This is a genomic window from Streptomyces sp. NPDC088124 (assembly GCF_040685895.1).
GTDB lineage: Bacteria > Actinomycetota > Actinomycetes > Streptomycetales > Streptomycetaceae > Streptomyces.
The window spans coordinates 1-12,952 of record NZ_JBFBJB010000038.1 but is presented as its reverse complement, the minus strand read 5'-3'; the positions used below and the strand labels follow the sequence as shown (position 1 = coordinate 12,952).

At 73.4% G+C, this 12,952-nt stretch carries 12 protein-coding genes and 1 pseudogene; 10 read left to right on the top strand and 3 right to left on the bottom strand.

The window, feature by feature from the left end; translation table 11 throughout:
• Positions 1 to 140 precede the first annotated feature (140 nt).
• The 6 genes and pseudogenes from AB0P17_RS28115 to pcaD all read left to right on the top strand — a co-directional run.
• Positions 141 to 896 carry a CoA transferase subunit A gene (locus AB0P17_RS28115; RefSeq protein WP_365814870.1) on the top strand — a complete coding sequence of 252 codons (756 nt, stop codon included), beginning with the start codon at positions 141 to 143 and terminating at the stop codon, positions 894 to 896.
• The gene (locus AB0P17_RS28110; RefSeq protein WP_365814868.1) at positions 896 to 1,588 is read left to right on the top strand and encodes a CoA transferase subunit B; all 693 of its coding nucleotides are present in this window, start codon (positions 896 to 898) and stop codon (positions 1,586 to 1,588) included. The genes AB0P17_RS28115 and AB0P17_RS28110 overlap by 1 nt, the downstream gene beginning before the upstream one ends.
• Positions 1,585 to 2,352 carry a protocatechuate 3,4-dioxygenase subunit beta gene (gene pcaH, locus AB0P17_RS28105; RefSeq protein WP_365814866.1) on the top strand — a complete coding sequence of 256 codons (768 nt, stop codon included), beginning with the start codon at positions 1,585 to 1,587 and terminating at the stop codon, positions 2,350 to 2,352. The genes AB0P17_RS28110 and pcaH overlap by 4 nt, the downstream gene beginning before the upstream one ends.
• Positions 2,352 to 2,972 (top strand): protocatechuate 3,4-dioxygenase subunit alpha, encoded by a 621-nt coding sequence (gene pcaG / locus AB0P17_RS28100; protein ID WP_365814864.1) that lies wholly within the window; start codon positions 2,352 to 2,354, stop codon positions 2,970 to 2,972. Before pcaH ends, pcaG begins: the two co-directional genes overlap by 1 nt.
• 71 nt (positions 2,973 to 3,043) lie before the next feature.
• Positions 3,044 to 4,465 (top strand): 3-carboxy-cis,cis-muconate cycloisomerase, encoded by a 1,422-nt coding sequence (gene pcaB, locus AB0P17_RS28095; protein WP_365814999.1) that lies wholly within the window; start codon positions 3,044 to 3,046, stop codon positions 4,463 to 4,465.
• A 44-nt stretch (positions 4,466 to 4,509) separates the two neighbouring features.
• A pseudogene (gene pcaD / locus AB0P17_RS28090) lies at positions 4,510 to 5,238 on the top strand (3-oxoadipate enol-lactonase); the annotation flags it as partial.
• Between the two features lie 91 nt (positions 5,239 to 5,329).
• Here pcaD and AB0P17_RS28085 read toward each other — a convergent pair.
• Positions 5,330 to 5,830, bottom strand: coding sequence for an Lrp/AsnC family transcriptional regulator (locus AB0P17_RS28085; RefSeq protein ID WP_365814862.1), 501 nt, complete (start codon positions 5,828 to 5,830; stop codon positions 5,330 to 5,332).
• 130 nt (positions 5,831 to 5,960) lie between these two features.
• Between AB0P17_RS28085 and AB0P17_RS28080 the strand changes: the two genes are divergently transcribed.
• From AB0P17_RS28080 to AB0P17_RS28065, 4 genes are all read left to right on the top strand, one after another.
• Positions 5,961 to 6,803 carry a TIM barrel protein gene (locus AB0P17_RS28080; protein ID WP_365814860.1) on the top strand — a complete coding sequence of 281 codons (843 nt, stop codon included), beginning with the start codon at positions 5,961 to 5,963 and terminating at the stop codon, positions 6,801 to 6,803.
• Between the two features lie 79 nt (positions 6,804 to 6,882).
• On the top strand, positions 6,883 to 7,773 hold the full coding sequence (locus AB0P17_RS28075) for a 2-hydroxy-3-oxopropionate reductase (protein WP_365814858.1): 891 nt from the start codon (positions 6,883 to 6,885) through the stop codon (positions 7,771 to 7,773).
• 228 nt (positions 7,774 to 8,001) lie between these two features.
• Positions 8,002 to 8,826, top strand: coding sequence for a hypothetical protein (locus tag AB0P17_RS28070; protein ID WP_365814856.1), 825 nt, complete (start codon positions 8,002 to 8,004; stop codon positions 8,824 to 8,826).
• Positions 8,827 to 8,875: 49 nt separating this feature from the next.
• Positions 8,876 to 9,433, top strand: coding sequence for a GNAT family N-acetyltransferase (locus AB0P17_RS28065; protein WP_365814854.1), 558 nt, complete (start codon positions 8,876 to 8,878; stop codon positions 9,431 to 9,433).
• Positions 9,434 to 9,468: 35 nt separating this feature from the next.
• Here AB0P17_RS28065 and AB0P17_RS28060 read toward each other — a convergent pair whose 3' ends face one another.
• Both AB0P17_RS28060 and AB0P17_RS28055 read right to left on the bottom strand, forming a co-directional pair.
• Positions 9,469 to 11,094 carry an AMP-binding protein gene (locus tag AB0P17_RS28060; RefSeq protein ID WP_365814852.1) on the bottom strand — a complete coding sequence of 542 codons (1,626 nt, stop codon included), beginning with the start codon at positions 11,092 to 11,094 and terminating at the stop codon, positions 9,469 to 9,471.
• Entirely contained in the window at positions 11,091 to 12,827 is a 1,737-nt protein-coding gene (locus AB0P17_RS28055; protein WP_365814849.1) for an AMP-binding protein, read from the bottom strand. The genes AB0P17_RS28060 and AB0P17_RS28055 overlap by 4 nt, the downstream gene beginning before the upstream one ends.
• Between the last annotated feature and the right edge of the window lie 125 nt (positions 12,828 to 12,952).

Below are 12,952 nucleotides of genomic sequence, written 5' to 3'. Positions count from 1 at the left end.
TGTGTGAACCTTCGAGGAAACAGACCGACAAGATAGTCAGTGCCCTGAGCATTCGAGCGGGGTGCAGGGGCCTGAGAGCGCGCCCGGGTACACGGGGGCACGGGGCGCCGGAAGAGCCGGAAGAGAGGGGGACTTCACATATGGACAAGGTGGTCGCCACCGCCGCGGAGGCCGTGGCCGACACCCGGGACGGGGTGTCGCTCGCCGTGGGCGGCTTCGGCCTGAGCGGTGTCCCGAACGAGCTGATCAAGGCGGTGTACGCGCTCGGCGTCCGGGATCTCGCCGTGGTCTCCAACAACTGCGGCGCGCTCGACTCGGGACTGGCCGTCCTGCTGGCCGCGGGCCGAATCTCCCGGGTGACCGGTTCGTACATCGGGGCGAACCAGGAGTTCGCCCGGCAGTATCTCGCCGGTGAGATCGAGGTCGAGATGATCCCGCAGGGCACCCTCGCCGAACGGCTGCGGGCCGGCGGCTGCGGCATCCCCGCCTTCTACACCCCCGCCGGTGTCGGCACCCAGGTCGCGGAGGGCGGTCTGCCCTGGCGGTACGACGGCGAGGGCGGCGTGGCGCTGGCGTCACCGGCCAAGGAGGTGCGCGACTTCGACGGTACGGAGTACGTGCTGGAGCGCGCCATCCGGACCGACTTCGCGCTGGTCCGCGCCGCGCGGGGCGACCAGCACGGGAACCTGGTCTTCGGCAAGTCCAGCCGCAACTTCAACCCGCTCGCCGCCATGGCGGGCCGGGTGACGATCGCCGAGGTGGAGGAGCTGGTCGAGCCCGGCGAGATCCCGCCGGACGCGGTGCACCTGCCGGGGATCTTCGTCCAGCGGGTCGTGGCGCTCACCCCGGAACAGGCCGCCGACAAGGGAATCGAGAAGAGGACGGTGCGTCGCTGATGGCCTGGACGAGGGAAGAGATGGCCGCGCGGGCGGCGCGCGAGCTTCCGGACGGCGGGTACGTCAACCTCGGCATCGGGCTGCCGACGCTGATCCCCAACCATCTCCCGGACGGCGTGGAGGTGGTCCTGGAGTCGGAGAACGGCATCCTCGGCGTCGGCCCGTACCCGACGGAGGACGCCGTCGACCCGGATCTGATCAACGCGGGCAAGGAGACCGTCACGGTCCTGCCCGGTGCCTCGTACTTCGACTCCGCGCTCTCCTTCGGCATGATCCGCGGCGGCCACATCGATGTCGCCGTGCTGGGCGCGATGCAGGTCTCCGCCCGGGGCGACCTCGCTAACTGGGCCGTCCCCGGCAAGCTGATCACCGGCATCGGCGGGGCGATGGACCTGGTCCACGGCGCGCGCACGGTCATCGTCGTGATGACCCACACCGCCAAGGACGGCGGCCCGAAGATCCTGGAGGAGTGCACCCTGCCGCTGACCGGCCGGGGATGTGTGAACCGGATCATCACCGACCTCGGGGTGCTCGATGTCACGGAGGACGGGCTGGCGCTGGTGGAGTGCGCGCCGGGCGTGACCGCCGCCGAGATCGCCGGGAAGACCGCCGCGCGGCTCCGTACCGCCGTGCCGGACACCGGCGCACCGACTGCCGCCGCCGCACCCCGTCCCCAGGGAGCCGCCCTGTGACCACGCCTCCGCTGCCCGACGGGCTGAGCCAGCGCGAGATCGACGCCGAGGTCGCCGCGGCGCGCGCGGCGTCCGCCGCCGGGAGCCATCCGCCGCGCGACTACCCGCCGTACCGCAGCAGCCATTTCCGGCACCCGAAGCAGCCGCTGATCCCGCTGCGGGACCCCGAGGCCGTGGAGCTGACGGGACCGGCGTTCGGTGTCACCGATGTCACCGCGCTCGACCGGGATCTCACCCGGCAGCACCCGGGCGAGCCGCTCGGCGAGCGGATCACCGTCTCCGGACGGCTGCTCGACCGGGCGGGGCGGCCCGTGCGCGGTCAGCTCGTGGAGCTGTGGCAGGCCAACGCCTCCGGCCGGTACGCGCACCAGCTCGACCAGCACCCGGCGCCGCTCGACCCCAACTTCACCGGTTTCGGACGGTGCCTGACGGATGATCAGGGGAACTACGCCTTCACGACGATCAAGCCCGGCGCCTATCCGTGGCGCAACCACGTCAACGCCTGGCGCCCCGCGCACCTCCACTTCTCGCTCTTCGGCACGGCGTTCAGCCAGCGCCTCGTCACGCAGATGTACTTCCCGGGCGATCCGGTCTTCCCGTACGACCCGGTCCTCCAGTCGGTGACCGACGCATCGGCGCGGGCGCGGCTGGTGGCGGCCTACGACCATGAGCTGTCCGTCCCCGAGTGGTCCCTCGGCTACCGCTGGGACATCGTCCTCGACGGACCGTCCGCCACACTCTTCGAGGAAGGCGGAGACCACTGATGACGTCCACGTCCACACCCGCACCGGAGAACGGGGCCGGACCCGGGGCCGGAACCGGGGGCGGGGCCTTCGGGCCGACGCCCTCGCAGACCGTCGGCCCGTTCTACGGGTACGCCCTGCCCTTCGAGGGCGGCGGCGACATCGCCCCCGCCGGCCATCCCGACACCCTCACCCTGCACGGATACGTGTACGACGGCGCCGGCCACCCCGTCCCCGACGCGATCGTCGAGACCTGGCAGCCCGCGCCCGACGGCTCACGCGCCGGCCGGCCGGGATCGCTGCGCCGCGACCCGGTCACCGGCCGGGTCATCGGCCGGGGCGGCGTCGACTTCACCGGCTTCGGACGGGTCCCGACGGACGCCGACGGGCACTGGGCGGTCCGTACGCTGCCACCGGGCGGCGTCCCGTACATCAGCGTCGCCGTCTTCGCCCGGGGACTGCTCCACCACCTGTACACCCGCGCCTATCTGACGGACACCGGCGACGCCCTGCTCAGCTCCCTGGCCGCCGGGCGGCGCGCCACGCTGATCGCCGCCCCCGAGCCGGGCGGGCCGCGCGCGTACCGTTTCGACATCCGCCTTCAGGGCGAAGGGGAAACGGTCTTTCTGGAGTTCCGGTGAGCGAGCACGACACATCCCGCGCCGATCCGCCCGGATCCGGCGCGCTCGACGCCGGGCCGCTCGACGCCGGGCTGCTCGCGCCCGGGCGGGCCGGCTGCCGCGCCGAGTCCACCACCGGTGACACCGCGTTCCTCCGGGCGATGCTGGACGCGGAGGCCGCGCTCACCCGGGCCCAGGCGGCGCTGGGCCTGGCCCCGGCCGAGGCGGCGCGCGCGGTCGGCGCGGTGTGCGACGCGGCCCGCTTCGACGCCCGGGAGCTCGCGCTGCGCGCCCGGGACGGCGGCAATCCGGTGATCCCGCTGGTGGCGGAGCTCACCGCCGCGCTGCCGGCCGCGCTCGCGCCGTACGTCCACCGGGGCGCGACCAGCCAGGACATCCTGGACACGGCGGCGATGCTGGTGGCCGCGCGGACCCTGGAACCGGTCCTGGCGGATCTGGACCGTACGGAACGGGCGCTGGCTCGGCTGGCGGCCGCGCACCGCGACACCGTGATGCCGGGCCGCACGCTGACCCAGCACGCGGTCCCGACGACCTTCGGGCTGAAGGCGGCGGGCTGGCGGAGCCTGGTGCTGGACGCCCGCGACCGGCTGCGCTCGGTGCGCGCCACGCTCCCCGCCCAACTCGGCGGCGCGGCGGGCACGCTGGCGGCCTTCGAGGCATACGGCCCGGCCGCGGGCGAGGCCGCGGGGGCCGGAGCCGAGGCCGGGATCGGGACCGCCGGAGCCGGAGCCGAGGCTGCCGGGGCGGGGGCCGGGGCCGGGATCGGGGCCGTCGGGGCCGCGCTGCGGCTGCCCGCCGTCTTCGCCGCTGAACTCGGCCTGACGGAACCGGCGTTGCCCTGGCACACCCTCCGTACCCCGGTCGCGGATCTCGCCGCCGCCCTCGCCTTCACGGTGGGCGCGCTCGGCAAACCCGCGGCCGATGTGCTCACGCTCTCCCGTACCGAGATCGGTGAGCTGTCCGAGGGGACGGGCGGCGGTTCCTCCGCCATGCCGCACAAGGCGAACCCGGTACGCGCCACGCTGGTCGCCGCCGCCGCCCGGCGCGCCCCCGCCCTCGCCGCGACGCTCCTCGGCTCGATGACCGCCGAGGACGAGCGGCCCGCGGGCGCCTGGCACGCCGAGTGGGAGCCGCTGCGCGAGCTGCTCCGGCTGACCGGCGGCGCGGCCCGGGACGCGGCGGAACTCGCGGAGGGACTGCGGGTCCACGCCGGGACGATGCGTGAAAACCTTTATCTCACCCACGGGTTGATCGTCTCGGAGCGGCTGTCGGCCGAACTCGCCCCGCTCGTGGGCCGGTCCCGCGCGAAGGAACTGCTCACCGATGCCGCGCGGCGGACCCGTACCGAGGGCATCCCCCTCGCCGAGGTCCTCGCCGCCGTTCTCGCCGACGAGCCGGCCCTCGGGGGACTCGATCCGGCCGTACTCACCGATCCCACCCGCTGCACCGGCGGCGCCGGTGCCCTCACCGACCGTGCCCTGGAGCGACGTTGACAACCTCGGAGACAACCGGAACCGGCGCGGCGGCCGCCCGGGGGCTGCACCATCGCGCCGAGGGGCCCGCCTCGGCTCCCCCGCTGCTGCTCGGCCCTTCCCTCGGCACCTCGCTGGCGCTCTGGGACGCGGTCGTGCCCGAACTCGCCGTCGCGCACCGGGTCGTACGGTGGGACCTGCCGGGGCACGGCGGTTCCGCGGCCGGTCTGATCGGCCCGGGGGCGACGGTCGCCGATCTCGCGGAGCTGGTGCTGGCGCTCGCCGACTCGCTCTCCGTCGACCGGTTCGCGTACGCCGGAGTCTCCCTGGGCGGCGCCGTCGGGCTGCATCTCGCGACACACGCCCCGGAGCGGGTGGCGAGCCTGGCCGTGGTCTGTTCCTCCGCGCACTTCGGCGGCCCGGGGCCGTGGCGGGAGCGCGCGGCCCTGGTGCGCCGGGAGGGGCTGGCCGGGATCGCGGAGAGCGCGCCGGGACGCTGGTTCACCCCGGGGTTCACCGTTCCGGCCCTGGTCGACGACGTACGGAACGCCGACCCCGCCGGGTACGCGGCCTGCTGCGACGCGCTGGCCGCGTACGACATCCGCGGCCTCCTGCCCACCGTCACGGCGCCGACCCTGGTCGTCGCGGGCCGCGAGGACCCGGCGACCCCGCCCGCGCACTCCCGGGAGATCGCGGACGCGGTGCCCGGCGCCACCCTCCTCGAACTGCCGGGCGCCGCGCATCTCGCGCCCGCCGAACGCCCGGGCGCCGTGGCGTGCGCGCTCCGCGCCCATGCCGGCGGCGCGGCGCCGCGCACCCCGTAGCCGGCCGCCGGCCGCCGGCCGCGGTGGGCCCGTACCCGTGGCTCCCACCGGGCGGGCGCCCTCAGCGGCAGTTCGTCTCGTCGGGCGGTGTGGCGGGGCTGCCGGCCTCCGGGCTGTTGGGGAGCAGATGGGTGAGGGCTATGAAGCTGTTGGTGCGGGTGACGAACGGCTCGGCCCTGATCCTCTCCAGCACCTCCTCGAAGTGGTCGATGTCGGCGGCTCTGATGTGCAGCAGGGCGTCCGCCCCGCCGGTCACGGTCACGGCGGCCACCACCTCGGGGTAGGTGCGCGCGACCTCGGCGAGGCGCCGGGGCGGGCCCGCGGCGTCGCAGAACACCTCGACGTACGCCTCCGTGCGCCAGCCGAGGGCGGCCGGCCGCACGATCGTGGTGAAGCCGGTGATCACCTCGGTCTCGCGCATCCGGTCGACCCGCCGCTTCACCGCCGGGGCCGAGAGCCCGACCGACTGGCCGATCTCCGTGAAGCTGGTGCGCGCGTTGGCGACGAGCGCGGCGAGGATCTGCCGGTCGAGGTCGTCCAGGACCGGCTGCTGATAGGTCACCCAGATCTCCGTCCTTGCTGTGCCGGTTCCCTCGCTGTGCGGGTTTCCTTGACAGCGTGGAAGCCCAGCGGGCAGCATTCCGTCAAGCAGAAAAATATTTTCACCATACGGAAGGAGAGTCGGACTCCCCATGGCCTATGTCTCCCCGTCCTGGCGCGGCACAGAGCAGCGCTTCGATGTGAATCTGTCCATCCTCTTCACCGAACTGCCCCTGCTGGAGCGCCCCGCGGCCGCCGCGGCCGCGGGTTTCACCGCGGTGGAGCTGTGGTGGCCGTGGACCGACACCCCGACCCCGCCGCGGGCCGCCCTCGACGACCTGCGCACGGCCCTGGACGACGCGGGCACCCGGCTGGTCGGGCTGAACTTCTACGCGGGCCTGCTGCCGGGCCCCGACCGGGGCGCGCTCTCCGTACCCGGCGAGGAGTCCGACCGGTTCCGCGCCAATGTGGCGGTCGCGGCCGAATTCGCCGCCGCCACCGGCTGCACGGCGCTCAACGCGCTGTACGGGAACCGGGTCCCCGGGGTGGACCCGGCCCGCCAGGACGCCCTGGCCCTGGAGAACCTTTCCCTGGCCGCCCGCGCCGCCGACGAGATCGGGGCGCTCCTGCTGATCGAGGCGCTCAACCGGCCCGAGTCCCCGGACTATCCGCTGGTCGGCGCCGCCTCCGCCGTGGAGGTCGCGGACCGGGTCAACGAGGCCACGGGACTCGGCAACGCCGCGTTCCTGCTGGACCTGTACCACCTGTCGATGAATGGCGAGGACCTCGCCGGGGCGATCGACCGGTACGCCGGCCGGACCGGCCACGTACAGATCGCGGACAACCCCGGGCGCGGCGCGCCGGGCACCGGGGAGCTGCCGCTGGAGGAGCTGGTCGACCGGCTCCGCAAGGCCGGTTACGCCGGCTGGATCGGCCTGGAGTACAAGCCGGGCGACCGTCCCAGCGCCGAGTCCTTCGGCTGGCGCACCCCCTGAGCAGCCCCTTGACCGGCCCCTGGACCGGCTGCCCCTTGAGCAGCCCCTTGAGTGACCCCCTGAGCAGAGGAGCATCCTCATGAGCGGACTTCCCCGTGTCGCCTGGATAGGACTCGGCATCATGGGCTCCCCCATGTCCGAGCATCTGATCAAGGCCGGTTACGCCGTGACCGGCTACACCCTGGAGCGGGAGAAGCTGGACCGGCTCGCCGCGGCCGGCGGCACCGCGGCCGGATCGGTCGCCGAGGCGGTGGCGGGCGCCGAGGTGATCATCACGATGGTGCCCGCCTCCCCGCAGGTCGAGGCGGTCGCGTACGGCGACGACGGCATCCTCGCCCACGCGGCGCCCGGGGCCCTGCTGATCGACATGTCCTCGATCACCCCGGAGACCTCCGTGGAGCTGGCGCGCAACGCGGCGGCCAAAGGCGTCAGGGTGCTCGACGCGCCGGTCTCCGGCGGTGAGGCCGGGGCGGTCGAGGCCGTCCTGTCCATCATGGTCGGCGGCGAGCAGGCCGTGTTCGACGAGGCGAGGCCGCTGCTGGAGGTGCTGGGGAAGACCGTCGTGCTGTGCGGGCCGCACGGCGCGGGCCAGACGGTGAAGGCCGCCAACCAGCTCATCGTCGCGGTCAACATCCAGGCGTGCGCCGAGGCGGTGGTCTTCCTGGAGAAGTCCGGCGTGGACCTCGCGGCGGCGCTGGACGTCCTCGGCGGCGGGCTGGCCGGCTCGACCGTGCTGGCCCGTAAGCGGAACGCGTTCCTGAACCGCGACTTCGCCCCCGGCTTCCGGATCGATCTGCACCACAAGGACATGGGCATCGTCACGGACGCCGCCCGGGCCGTCGGCGCGCCGCTGCCCGTGGGGGCCGCCGTCGCCCAGCTCGTCGCGTCGCTGCGCGCGCAGGGCGACGGGGGGCTCGACCACTCCGCGCTGCTGCGCGGGGTGGAGCGCCTCGCGGGCCGGCAGGTCTGACCCAGGGGCCCTCGCAGGGCCCCTCGGAGGGACCCCCTCGAACGCCGGACGGCGGCGGCGCCGACACCTGTACGGTCGCGCCCCGGCCCCGCCGCCGCCCGGTGCACACCGCGGACGGGCCCCGGACACCCTCCGGGGCAACCGTCATTCGATGGCCGAACCACTCCCCGTCGCCTCGCTCTTGGTGGACGATGGAACACTGAGAGCAATCGAACAGAGGGGGCCGTGATGGGTGAGAGCGTTCCGGTGAGCTGTCCGTCCTGCGGCGGCGGTCACACCTTCACGGCGCCGGTCTACCCCTGCGTGTGCGGGGCTCCGGTGGCCCCGCCGCTCGCCGCGGGCGCGCCGGTGGAGCCCGTCACGCACCGCACGTGGGAGGACGAGTGGGTGACGGTCCGCTGCGCGGAGTGCGGTATCGCGTGCGACCAGCCACGACCCGAACTGGGCTGCGCGTGCGGGGCGGTGCTGCGGATCCCCGTACGGTTCGAGTATCCCGAAGAACCGCCGGCCGGGCTCAGGGAGCAGGGTCAGCCTGCCACTCCGGTCGAACGCCTCGAACTCCCCGAGCGGCCCGAACTTCCCGAGCGGTCCGAACTGCCCGTACGGCCGGAGCGGTTCGAACATCCCGAGCGGCCCGCGCACATCCCGCTGCCCAGGACCGCCGCCTCGCCCCGCCCCGCGTTCCGCCCGCTGACGATCCGTACCTCCCACGACGCGGTGACCGCGGCCGGGCTCTACCTGCGCTGGCTGGGGTTCAAGAGCGTCGTCCCGACGGACGAGCGGCCCGCCTCCGGCATCGACCTGCGCGGCCCCGATGTGATCGCCCAGGTCGACCCGACCATGAGCCCGGCGTCCGTGCGCTCCGTCGAATGCCTCTGGCTCAACGGACTCAACGCGTCCGCGGTGAGCGTCTACTTCTCCCTGGCGGGGTACGCGGACGACGCCCGGGCCCGTGCCGACGACCTCGGGCTGCCGCTCTTCGTCATGGACCTCACGGGCTCCCCGAAACCGGTCAACGGACCGGCGGACGAGCTGGTCTCCACCGGGGCGTGACCGGGGAAATCCGGGCGCCGCGGCGACCGTACGCGGTCATACTCGCTCCATGCTGATCCGACCCCCGGTCATCCGCCCCGCCACCCGAACCGACCTGCCGTTCCTCCAGGACATCGAGGGGGCGGCCGGCGAGGCGTTCCGCGCGCTGGGGATGGCCGCCGTCGCCGACGACGCGCCCCCCGCTCTCGCCGTGCTGGAGCATTACCGGAGCGCGGGCCGAGCGTGGGTCGCCGGGACCGGCGACGACGGGACCGCGGGCGACGGGCGCCCCGTCGCGTATCTGCTCCACGACCCGGTCGACGGCGCCGCCCATGTCGAGCAGGTGTCGGTGCACCCGGACGCCGCCCGTCTCGGCATCGGCCGGGCACTGATCGACCACCTCGCGGCGCGGGCCGTCGGCGCCGGGTTCACCGCCCTCACCCTCACCACCTTCGCCGACGTGCCGTGGAACGCCCCGTACTACGCGCGCCTCGGCTTCCGGACCCTCACCGAGGACCGGCTCACCGACGGCCTGCGGGCGCTCCGCCGCGCGGAGGCCGCGCACGGACTCGACCGCTGGCCCCGGGTCTGCATGCGGCGCGCGCTCCCGACACCCCCGCGCCGGTGAACGACCCCGGCCGGCCCGCGTCGGGCCATCCCGGGTCACCCCGGTCCGGGCGAGAAGCGCTCCCGCAGCTCGACCTTTCTGACCTTCCCGCTGACCGTCATGGGAAAGCTGTCCACGATCTCCACCCGGCGCGGGATCTTGTAGTGCGCGAGCCGTTCCCGGCAGTACGCCGTGATCTCGTCCGGCGTCGGCGGGTCCGCCGGGTCGCGCGGGATCACGCAGGCCACGATCTCCTCGCCGTACTTCGCGTCGGGGACCCCGACCACCTGTATGTCGGTGACCTTGGGGTGGCCGTACAGGAACTCCTCGATCTCGCGGGGGTAGACGTTCTCGCCGCCCCTGATGATCAGGTCCTTGATCCGGCCGACGATCCGCGCGTAGCCGTCCTCCCTGATCACCGCGAGATCGCCGGTGTGCATCCAGCGCCCGGCGTCGATCACCTCGGCCGTGCGCTCCGGCTCGTTCCAGTAGCCGAGCATCACGCTGTACCCCCGGGTGCACAGCTCGCCCGGCTCGCCGCGCGGCAGTGTCACCCCGGTCGCCGGGTCGACCACCTTCACCTCGATGTGCGGCAGGGCCCGCCCGACCGTGCCCGTACGGCGCTCCAGGTCGTCGTCGCGCCGGGTCGCCAGGGAGACCGGTGAGGTCTCGGTCATGCCGTAACAGATGGCCACCTCCCGCATGTTCATCTCGGCGACGACCCGCTTCATCACCTCGACCGGGCAGGGCGACCCCGCCATGATCCCGGTGCGCAGGGAGGAGAGGTCGTACGCGGCGAAGCCGGGCAGGTCCAGCTCGGCTATGAACATCGTGGGCACGCCGTAGAGCGCGGTGCAGCGCTCCCGCACGACCGCGTCCAGGGTGGCGGTGGCCTCGAACGACGGCGCGGGGATGACGACGCACGCGCCGTGCGAGGTGGCGGCGAGATTGCCCATCACCATGCCGAAGCAGTGGTAGAACGGCACGGGCAGACAGATCCGGTCCCGCTCGGTGCAGCCGATCGCCTCCCCCACGAAATAGCCGTTGTTGAGGATGTTGTGGTGGGAGAGCGTGGCTCCCTTCGGGAAGCCGGTGGTGCCCGAGGTGTACTGGATGTTGATCGGGTCGTCGCAGGAGAGCCCGGCCTCCCGCTCCGCGAGCTGGGCCTCCGTCGCCTCGCCCGCGTGGAGCAGGAGTTCGTCCCAGGTCGGATCTCCGATGTAGTGCACGGATCGCAGTCCGGGGCAGCGTCCGCGTACCCGCTCGACCAGGGCGCGGTAGTCGCTGCCCCGGTGGGTGAGGGACGCGAACAGCACCGAGATCCCCGACTGGTCGAGGACGAACTCCACCTCGTGCGCACGGTAGGCCGGGTTGATGTTGACCATGATCGCGCCGATCCGCGCCGTGGCGTACTGCACGAACACCCACTCGGGGCAGTTGACGGCCCAGATCCCGACCCGGTCGCCCTTGGCCACCCCGCGCGCGAGCAGCGCCCGGGCCAGCGTCCCGACCGCGGCGCCGAACTCCCGGTACGTCCAGCGCCGTCCCGACGCCACGTCGACCAGCGCCTCGCGGTCGGGGAAGGCGGCGAGCGCCCGGTCCAGGTTGGTGCCGATGGTGTCGCCCAGCAGCTCCGTCGTGCCCGTACCGTGCGCGTACGACAGCGCCACCGGTTCCGTCACCTCAGATCCCCCTCGTCGTACTCGGCTCCGGAGCCCTCGGCCGTCCGCTCGCGCAGCTCGATGCGGCGGATCTTCCCCGACACGGTCTTGGGCAGTTCGGCGAACTCCAGCCTGCGGATCCGCTTGTACGGCGCGAGGAGCCCCCGCGAGTGGGCGAAGAGCACCTTGGCCGTGTCGGGACCCGGCTGCCACCCCTCGGCGAGGACGACATACGCCTTGGGCACGGCCAGCCGCAGCGGGTCGGGCGCCGGGACGACGGCGGCCTCCGCGACCGCTTCGTGCTCCAGGAGCACGCTCTCCAGCTCGAAGGGCGAGATCTTGTAGTCGGACGACTTGAAGACGTCGTCGGAGCGGCCGACGTAGGTGATGTACCCGTCGGCGTCGCGCACGCCGATGTCGCCGGTCCGGTAGTAGCCGCCCGCCATCGCCTCGGCCGTACGGCCGGGATCACCGTGGTACCCGGTCATCAGGCCGACGGGGCGGGCGGCGAGGTCGAGGCAGATCTCGCCCTCGGTGGCGCCCGGTTCGCCGGTGACCGGGTCCAGCAGCTCGACCTTGAAACCGGGGGTCGGCCGCCCCATGGAGCCCGCCTTGAGCAGTTGGCCGGGCGAGTTGGCGACCTGGACGGCCGTCTCGGTCTGGCCGAAGCCGTCCCTGATCGTCACGCCCCACTCGCGGCGTACGGTCTCGATCACCTCGGGGTTGAGCGGTTCGCCCGCCGCGACGGCCTCGCGCGGCGCGGTGCGCAGCAGGGAGAGATCGGCCTGGATCAGCATCCGCCAGACGGTGGGCGGAGCGCAGAAACTGGTCACGCCCGCGTCGTCCATCTCCGCCATCAGCCGCGCCGGGTCGAAGCGGGTGTAGTTGTGGACGAAGACGGTCGCCTCGGCGTTCCACGGGGCGAAGAGGTTCGACCAGGCGTGCTTGGCCCATCCGGGCGAGGCGATGTTGAGGTGGACGTCGCCCGGCCGCAGCCCGATCCAGTACATCGTCGCGAGATGGCCGACGGGGTACGAGACATGGGTGTGCTCGACCAGCTTGGGGCGGGCGGTGGTCCCCGAGGTGAAGTAGAGCATCAGCGGGTCATCCGCACGGGTGACACCGTCCGGCTCGAAGTCGGCTGACCGGTCGCGGGCGTCCTCGTACGCGTGCCAGCCGGCGGGGGCGCCGCCCACGGCGATACGGGTGAAGTCGCCCGGGATGTCATCGAACTTGCCGGTGTCCTCCGTACGGGCGATCACATGGGCGGCCCGGCCGCGCTCGACCCGGTCCCGCAGGTCGATAGTGCCCAGGAGGGGTGTGGCGGGGATGACGACGGCCCGCAGTTTCATCGCGGCGAGGGCGGTCTCCCACAGCTCGGCCTGGTTCCCGAGCATCACGACGATACGGTCGCCGGCCCGTACCCCGCGCTCGCGCAGCCAGTTCGCGGCCCGGCTGGAACGGGCCGCCATCTCGGCGAACGTCACGCGGGTGTGGCGCCCGTCCTCCTCGACGATGTGCAGGGCGAGCCGGTCGTCGCCCTGCCCGTCGGGGCCCTCGGCGATCCGGTCGAACCAGTCGAGCGCCCAGTTGAAGCGTTCGAGGCGCGGCCAGGTGAACCCCTCGTACGCCGCCGGGTAGTCCTCGCGGTGGGCGAGGAGGAAGTCCCGGGCGGCCCGGAACCGCTCGGTCACGGCGTCACCGGCCGTACCGGTGCCCGGACCTCCCCGACTGGCCGGTGTCCTTGCCGTCATCTGTCCTCCTCATCGCGGGACCGTTCACCGAGACCGACCGGCGAATGGGGGGCGGCGTCGCGGGGCTGGGGCACGCACCTCGCGGCGTTGTCGTCACTCACCATGGCTCCGCCATGCCTCGATCC